Annotated in this window: 5 protein-coding genes, 1 other RNA gene and 1 pseudogene; 5 read left to right on the top strand and 2 right to left on the bottom strand. The window is 75.5% G+C overall.

The window, feature by feature from the left end; all coding sequences use genetic code 11:
• Positions 1 to 162 precede the first annotated feature (162 nt).
• Positions 163 to 1365 (top strand): ROK family transcriptional regulator, encoded by a 1203-nt coding sequence (locus ACZ49B_RS04635; protein ID WP_468300387.1) that lies wholly within the window; start codon positions 163 to 165, stop codon positions 1363 to 1365.
• Between the two features lie 23 nt (positions 1366 to 1388).
• Here the strand turns inward: ACZ49B_RS04635 and ACZ49B_RS04630 are convergent, their stop codons facing one another.
• A complete protein-coding gene (locus ACZ49B_RS04630; protein ID WP_468300385.1) occupies positions 1389 to 2453 on the bottom strand; it encodes a hypothetical protein in 1065 nt (354 codons plus the stop codon).
• Positions 2454 to 2664: 211 nt separating this feature from the next.
• Here ACZ49B_RS04630 and ACZ49B_RS04625 point away from each other — a divergent pair, with 211 nt between their 5' ends.
• From ACZ49B_RS04625 to ACZ49B_RS04615, 3 genes are read left to right on the top strand one after another with little or no spacing between them, the layout of a single operon-like run.
• Complete coding sequence (locus tag ACZ49B_RS04625; protein WP_468300383.1) at positions 2665 to 3522, top strand: Nif3-like dinuclear metal center hexameric protein; 858 nt, start codon at positions 2665 to 2667, stop codon at positions 3520 to 3522.
• Complete coding sequence (locus ACZ49B_RS04620) at positions 3519 to 4262, top strand: zinc ribbon domain-containing protein (RefSeq protein ID WP_468300762.1); 744 nt, start codon at positions 3519 to 3521, stop codon at positions 4260 to 4262. Before ACZ49B_RS04625 ends, ACZ49B_RS04620 begins: the two co-directional genes overlap by 4 nt.
• On the top strand, positions 4262 to 5569 hold the full coding sequence (locus ACZ49B_RS04615) for a bifunctional RNase H/acid phosphatase (protein ID WP_468300381.1): 1308 nt from the start codon (positions 4262 to 4264) through the stop codon (positions 5567 to 5569). Before ACZ49B_RS04620 ends, ACZ49B_RS04615 begins: the two co-directional genes overlap by 1 nt.
• A gap of 63 nt (positions 5570 to 5632) precedes the next feature.
• On the opposite strand, the gene rnpB is transcribed toward ACZ49B_RS04615, so the two are convergent.
• Positions 5633 to 6034, bottom strand: an RNA gene (rnpB, locus tag ACZ49B_RS04610) — RNase P RNA component class A.
• A gap of 14 nt (positions 6035 to 6048) precedes the next feature.
• On the opposite strand from rnpB, the pseudogene ACZ49B_RS04605 reads away from it, so the two are divergent.
• Positions 6049 to 6255 (top strand): annotated as a pseudogene (locus tag ACZ49B_RS04605) (MerR family transcriptional regulator); the annotation flags it as partial.
• Between the last annotated feature and the right edge of the window lie 538 nt (positions 6256 to 6793).

The following is a 6793-nucleotide window of genomic DNA, read 5'->3' as shown; positions in this document are numbered from 1 at the left end:
ACAAAAAAAAAAGTTGTTGCTGTGGGGCCGCCCCCCCCCCCCCACCCCCACCCCCTCCCCCCCCCCCCCCCCCCCCCCCCCCCCCCCCCCCCCCCCCCCCCCCCCCCCCCGTTGCCGTTCCGCCACCGGTCCGTGCCCCCGCTGCTGCGCGAGAATGGCCTGATGACCAGCAGCGACGAGGGTGCCGAGCAGCCCTGGAACCCCCGACGGCAGCGCAGCGCCAACGAGCGGCTGCTGTGGGACCGGCTGCGCTCCGGCGGGGCGGCCTCGCGGGCGCAGCTCGCGCGCGAGACGGGGCTGTCCAAGCCCACCGTCTCCAGCGCGCTCGCCGCCCTCGAACAGGCCGGCCTGGTCCGGGAGGCCGGTACGCACGCGCCCGAGCGGGGCCGGATCGCCGTGCTGTACGCCCCCGATCCGACGGCCGGTTACGCCCTCGGGCTCGACATCGGCCGGAGCCGGCTGCGCGTGGCGCTCGCCGACCTCGACGGCACCGTCGTCGCCCGCTCCGACGTCCGCAACCAGGCCCGCACCGCGAACAGCATGGCCGACCTCGCCGTGTCCGCCGCCCGCGGGCTCGTCGCCGACTCCGGGCTGGACCCGGGCAAGGTCACCCAGGCCGTCGTCGGCACGCCGGGCGTGTACGACGAGGACGAGCGCCGGGTCCGGTACGCCCGGCAACTGCCCGGCTGGGGCCGCCCGGGGCTGCTCGACCGGATCCGCGACGGGCTCGGCCTGCCCGTCGCCGTCCAGAACGACGCCAACCTCGCGGCGCTCGGCGAGTACACGTACGGCGTCGGCGCGGGCAGCCGGCTCTTCGTCTACGTCATGATCGGGACCGGCCTCGGCATGGGCATCGTCAACGAGGGCCGGCTGTTCACCGGGGCGCACGGCGGGGCCGGCGAGATCGGCTTCCTGCCGTGGGCGGGCCGCCGGGAGCCGGAGCCCGAAGCCGACGGAGCGGCCGACGGCACGGCCGACCGCATGGAGGACGCCGTCTCGGCCGAGGCCGTGGTGCAGACGGCCCGCGCCCACGGCATGACCGGACCCCTCACCGCCAAGGACGTCTTCGACGCCGCCCGGGCGGGAGACGCGGCCGCCGCCCGGGCCGTGGAACTCGAGGGCGAACGCCTCGCCCACACCGTCGCGGCGGTCTCCGCCGTCCTCGACCCGGACCTCGTCGTCCTCGGCGGCGGCATCGGCCACAACGCCGACCTGCTGCTGCACACGGTCCGGCAGACGCTGCGCACCCTCACACCGCTGCGGCCGAAGGTGGCGCCCAGCAGCCTGGGGGAGGACGCGGTCCTGCTGGGCGCGGTGGCCACGGCGCTCGACGCGGCCCGCGACCTGGCCTTCGAGGGCCGCTGATCCCCTGACCGCCCGACCCCGCGTCAGCGCAGCGGAGCCTGCTGCAGCGGTACGGGCCGCGGCGCCGCCGCCGGCGGGTCCAGCCGGACCGGGGGCGGCGGGGACACCGGCAGGGTCAGGCTCGTGATCCCGCACGGGACCTCGGGGGTGGCGTACGGGAGGTGCAGACGGCCCTCCCGGCTCCACAGCCCGGTGCCGAGCCAGCCGTCGGGCGCGCCGAGGCGGAAGACGTGCCGGTCGGCGGGCCGCCACAGGCCGATACCGCCGTCCTCCAGCCGGAGCGCGACCCCGCAGGTCTCCGGCATCAGGGCCTGGCCCGGCTGGACCGCGAACGGGGTCCCCGCCTCCCCGCGCAGGCACTCCGGGAAGCGCACCGGGAGGGAGCTGCCCAGCACCCCCCAGCCCAGGCGCGGTGCGCCCGGGGCGTCCGAGCGGATCAGCAGCAGCCCGCTGTCGGGGTCGGCCAGCAGCAGCCGGTCGTCGCTGCCCTCCGTGATCTGGAGCAGCGGGGACACCTCGCCGCCGCGGCCCAGGTCCACCGCGACGGCCTTGGTGGTGCCGTCCAGCTCGCGGTCCAGCGCCAGCATCCGACCGCCCCGGTCGAGCCAGACGCCGCCGGAGCACCGCCCCGGGATCCGGGCGACCTGCCCGAAGACGCCGCCGGCCACCTGCCAGACCGTGGTCCCGGCGTCCGAGGCGGCCAGGGCGAAGGCGCCGTATCCGTCCGGGGACGGGGGCAGCAGGGACACCCGTACGCCGTCGTCCCCGGGCTGCACCGAGCCCAGCGGGAGCTCCCCGGTGCGCGGTCCGGCCGCGGCACCGCCCGTCGGGTAGAGCAGCGCGAAGGCGTGGCGCTGCGCGACCCGACGGTGGATCAGCACCCGCCCGTCGGCCAGCGCCAGCACCTCGCTGTCGGCCTCCTCGGGCTGCGCGAGCGGCAGCGGCACCGCGTACGGCTCGGGCCCGGCCAGCGTCCAGCGCTCCGGGTAGCGGGCCTCACCGTCCCCGGCCAGCCGGGCCGCGTACGACCCGTCCGCGGCGATGGTGAACGGGGCCGTCGTCGTGATCTCGATGGCACAGACAGTCATCCGTGCGTCACCTCCGGGGAGGAAGCTAGTTTTCGCACTTCGGCCCGAACAGCACGACCTTCCCGGCTTCACACATACGGGTGGCCGCCCGGCGGTTCGGCTGTGGCGGCGGGGGCGATTGTGCTGAGGCGGGGAGCGGGCGTACGGGGTCCCGGGCGACCGGGGCCCCGTACGGACTCTGCCGCTCCCGTACGGACGGTAGCCTTGGCCTGTGCCACGTCTCTCTGAAGTCATCGCCGCGCTGGACGCTCTCTGGCCCCCCTCGCGGGCCGAGCAGTGGGACGCCGTCGGAACCGTCTGCGGCGATCCCGACGCCGAGGTCTCCCGGGTCCTGTTCGCCGTGGACCCCGTGCAGGAGATCGTCGACGAGGCCGTGAAGCTGGGCGCCGACCTGGTCGTCACCCACCACCCCCTCTACCTGCGCGGCACCACCAGCGTCGAGGCCGGCACCTTCAAGGGCCGCGTCGTGCACACGCTGATCAAGAACGACATCGCGCTGCACGTCGCCCACACCAACGCGGACACCGCCGACCCCGGCGTCTCCGACGCCCTCGCCGGCGCCCTCGACCTGCGGATCACCGGCCCGCTGATCCCCGATCCGAGCGACCCCGACGGCCGCCGCGGCCTCGGCCGGATCTGCGAGCTGGACCACCCCGAGACCCTGCGGGCGTTCGCCGCCCGCGCCGCCGCCCGGCTGCCGCAGACCGCACAGGGCATCCGCGTCGCCGGCGACCCCGACATGCTCGTCCGCACCGTCGCCGTCAGCGGCGGCTCCGGCGACGGCAACTTCGCGGCCGTCCGCGCCGCCGGCGTGGACGTCTACCTCACCGCCGACCTGCGCCACCACCCCGTGTCCGAGGCCCGCGAGCAGAGCCCGCTCGCCCTCGTCGACGCCGCGCACTGGGCCACCGAGTGGCCCTGGTGCGAGCAGGCCGCCGCGCAGCTCGACGCGATCTCCGAGCGCCACGGCTGGGGTCTGCGCACCCACGTCTCGCGCACGGTCACCGACCCGTGGACGGCCCACGCGCCGTCCGTCACACCCCCTTCTATCTCTGGAGCCCCCAACTGAACGCCGAGCCCGCCGACCAGATCCGACTCCTCGACGTCCAGGCCCTGGACGTCCGGCTGTCTCAGCTCGCCCACAAGCGCAAGTCGCTGCCGGAGCACACCGAGGTCGAGTCCCTGACCAAGGACCTGACGCAGCAGCGCGACCTGCTCGTGGCGGCCCAGACGCAGGCGAGCGACGCCGCCCGCGAGCAGACCAAGGCGGAGCAGGACGTCGACCAGGTGCGCCAGCGCGCGGCCCGCGACCAGCAGCGGCTCGACTCCGGCGCCGGCATCTCGGCCCGCGACCTGGCGAACCTGCAGAGCGAGGTCGTCTCCCTCGCCAAGCGCCAGTCCGACCTGGAGGACGTCGTCCTCGAGGTGATGGAGCGCCTGGAGGGCGCGCAGGAGCGGGTCACCGGGCTCACCGAGCGGGTCTCCGCCCTCGAGGCCAAGCTGACGGACGCCACCGCCCGCCGTGACGCGGCGACCGGCGAGCTCGACGCCGAGGCCGCGAAGATCGCCAAGGACCGCGAGGTCATCGTCGCCTCGATGCCGGCCGACCTGATGGCCCTGTACGAGAAGATCCGCGTCAAGCAGGGCGGCGTCGGCGCCGCCCGCCTGTACCAGCGCCGCTGCGAGGGCTGCCGCCTGGAGCTCGACATGGCCGAGGTCAACGAGATCAAGGCCGCGCCCCGCGACCAGGTCGTACGCCACGAGAACTGCGGCCGCATCCTGGTCCGTACGGCCGACTCGGGCATCTGATGCCGCCGGTGCCGCGGTTTGTCGTGGAGGCGGACGGCGGCTCCCGGGGCAACCCGGGGCCCGCCGGCTACGGCGCGGTCGTCCTCGATCCGGCGACGGGCGAGACGCTGGCCGAGCGCGCCGAGTACATCGGCGTCGCGACGAACAACGTGGCGGAGTACAAGGGGCTGATCGCCGGCCTCAAGGCGGCCCGCGAACTGGCCCCGGACGCCGTGGTCCAGGTCCGCATGGACTCCAAGCTGGTCGTCGAGCAGATGTCGGGCCGCTGGAAGATCAAGCACCCGGACATGAAGCCCCTCGCGGCGGAGGCGGCGACGATCCTGCCGCGCGCGCAGGTCACGTACGAGTGGATCCCGCGCGAGCGGAACAAGCACGCGGACCGGCTCGCCAACGAGGCGATGGACGCGGGCAAGCGCGGCAGGCAGTGGGAGCCGTCGGCTTCCTCGGCGGCCCTGGCCGCCCAGCCGGCGGGCCCTCCGGGGGATGCGGCGAAGGGGGCCGCGGCCGTACGGGCCGCCCTCGCCTCGACGTCCCGTACGCCGGCCGCCGCGCCGGCACGCGAGGAGGCCGGAGCCGACGCCCTGTTCGCGGAGCCCGGCCCCACGGCCCCGGGACACGTCCCCGCCCCGGCGGCGGCCCCGGCCCAGGCCCCGACCACCACGCCGGGCTGGGGCCCCGACATGGGGACCCCGGCGACCTTCGTCCTGCTGCGTCACGGCGAGACGGCCCTCACCCCGCAGAAGCGCTTCTCCGGCAGCGGCGGCGCCGACCCGGAGCTGTCGCCGGCGGGCCGCCGCCAGGCTTCGGCGGTGGCCGAGGCGCTGGCCGCGCGGGGCACCGTCCAGACGGTCGTCAGCTCCCCGCTGCGACGCTGCCGGGAGACCGCGCAGGCCGTCGCGGACCGCCTCGGGCTGGAGGTCACCGTCGAGGAGGGCCTGCGCGAGGTGGACTTCGGCGCCTGGGAGGGCCTGACCTTCGCCGAGGTGCAGGAGCGCTTCCCGGACGACCTCCAGGCCTGGCTGGACTCCTCGAAGGCGGCCCCGACGGGCGGCGGCGAGAGCTTCACGGCCGCCACCCGCCGGATCTCGGCGACCCGGGACCGGCTGCTCGCCGCGCACGCCGGCCGCACGGTACTGCTGGTCACGCACGTGACCCCGGTCAAGATCCTGGTCCGCCTGGCCCTGGGCGCCCCGCCGGAGTCCCTGTTCCGGATGGAGCTCTCCGCGGCCTCCCTCTCGGCGGTGGCCTACTACGCCGACGGCAACGCCTCGGTCCGCCTCCTGAACGAGACGTCCCACCTGCGCTAGCCGTGAGGTACGGCGAAGGGCCCGCCCCCTGACGGGGACGGGCCCTTCGGCCACGTCGAGTGCAGAACAACCGGAGCTGTACGCCGGGTTCTGTCGCCCGGCGACCTCGCGGTCGCCGGGGTGACGGCCATCCATCTAGGACCGGCGTTGCCACCGGCCTCGTGCGGTCTACCCGCGAACTCGGGCGGGCCGCCCTCGAACGTTCGCGCAGAGCCGTCCGAAGACGACTCCTCTTGACCTTGCTCCGGGTGGGGTTTACCTAGCCGCCTGGGTCACCCCAGGCGCTGGTGGTCTCTTACACCACCGTTTCACCCTTACCGAGGGCCGAAGCCCCCGGCGGTCTGTTTTCTGTGGCACTGTCCCGCGGGTCACCCCGGGTGGCCGTTAGCCACCACCCTGCCCTGTGGAGCCCGGACGTTCCTCGGCGGGATCCGGGGACCCCGACGCGGCCGCCCGCTCCGGTTGTTCTGCGAGTGACCATGCTACCCGCGCACGGCGCCGCGCTTGACCTTGACGCAGCGGCAGGGTTTCTACTGGAGGGCATGCGGATCGGAGAGATCGCCGCGCTGGTCGGGGTCACCACCCGGGCCATCCGGCACTACCACCACGTCGGCCTGCTCCCGGAGCCGGAGCGCAGGTCCAACGGCTATCGCGCGTACAGCGTGCGCGACGCCGTCCTGCTGGCGCGCGTACGCCGGCTCACCGAGCTCGGGCTCAGCCTCGACGAGGTGCGCGACGTCGTCGCGGACGACGCCGGGCGCGAGCTGGCCGACGTACTCGAGGAGCTCGACGCCGACCTGGCCCGGCAGGAAGCCGAGCCGGCCGAGCGCAGGCGCCGGCTCGCCGTGCTGCCGGCCGCGCCGCCCGGGGAGACCGAGCCCGTCTCGCCCGCCCTCGCCGCGCTGCTCGCCGAGGCGCCGAAGACGGCCTCGCCGAGCGCCGCGATGGACCGCGAGCACCTGACGCTGCTCGACGTGACCGGCGCCGCCGGCGAGGAGCTCTACGCCGCACTTGCCCCGCTGGCCGCCGATCCGTCCGTCCTCGCCCTGTACGAGCGGCTGGACGAGCTGGCCGACGCCCCGGTCGACGACCCGCGGATCCCGGCGCTCGCCGCCGAACTGGTGGCGGCCGTCCCCGACGAGGCGTTCGCGGCGATCCCGGTCGGCGGGCGGCCTGCCGGCGAGGGGTTCACGCAGGCGCTGCTCGCCGAGTACGCCCCCGCGC

The organism is Streptomyces sp. NPDC031132, from assembly GCF_055570595.1.
Note: the sequence above shows the minus strand (reverse complement) of the source record. Positions and strands in the feature narration are given on the sequence as shown.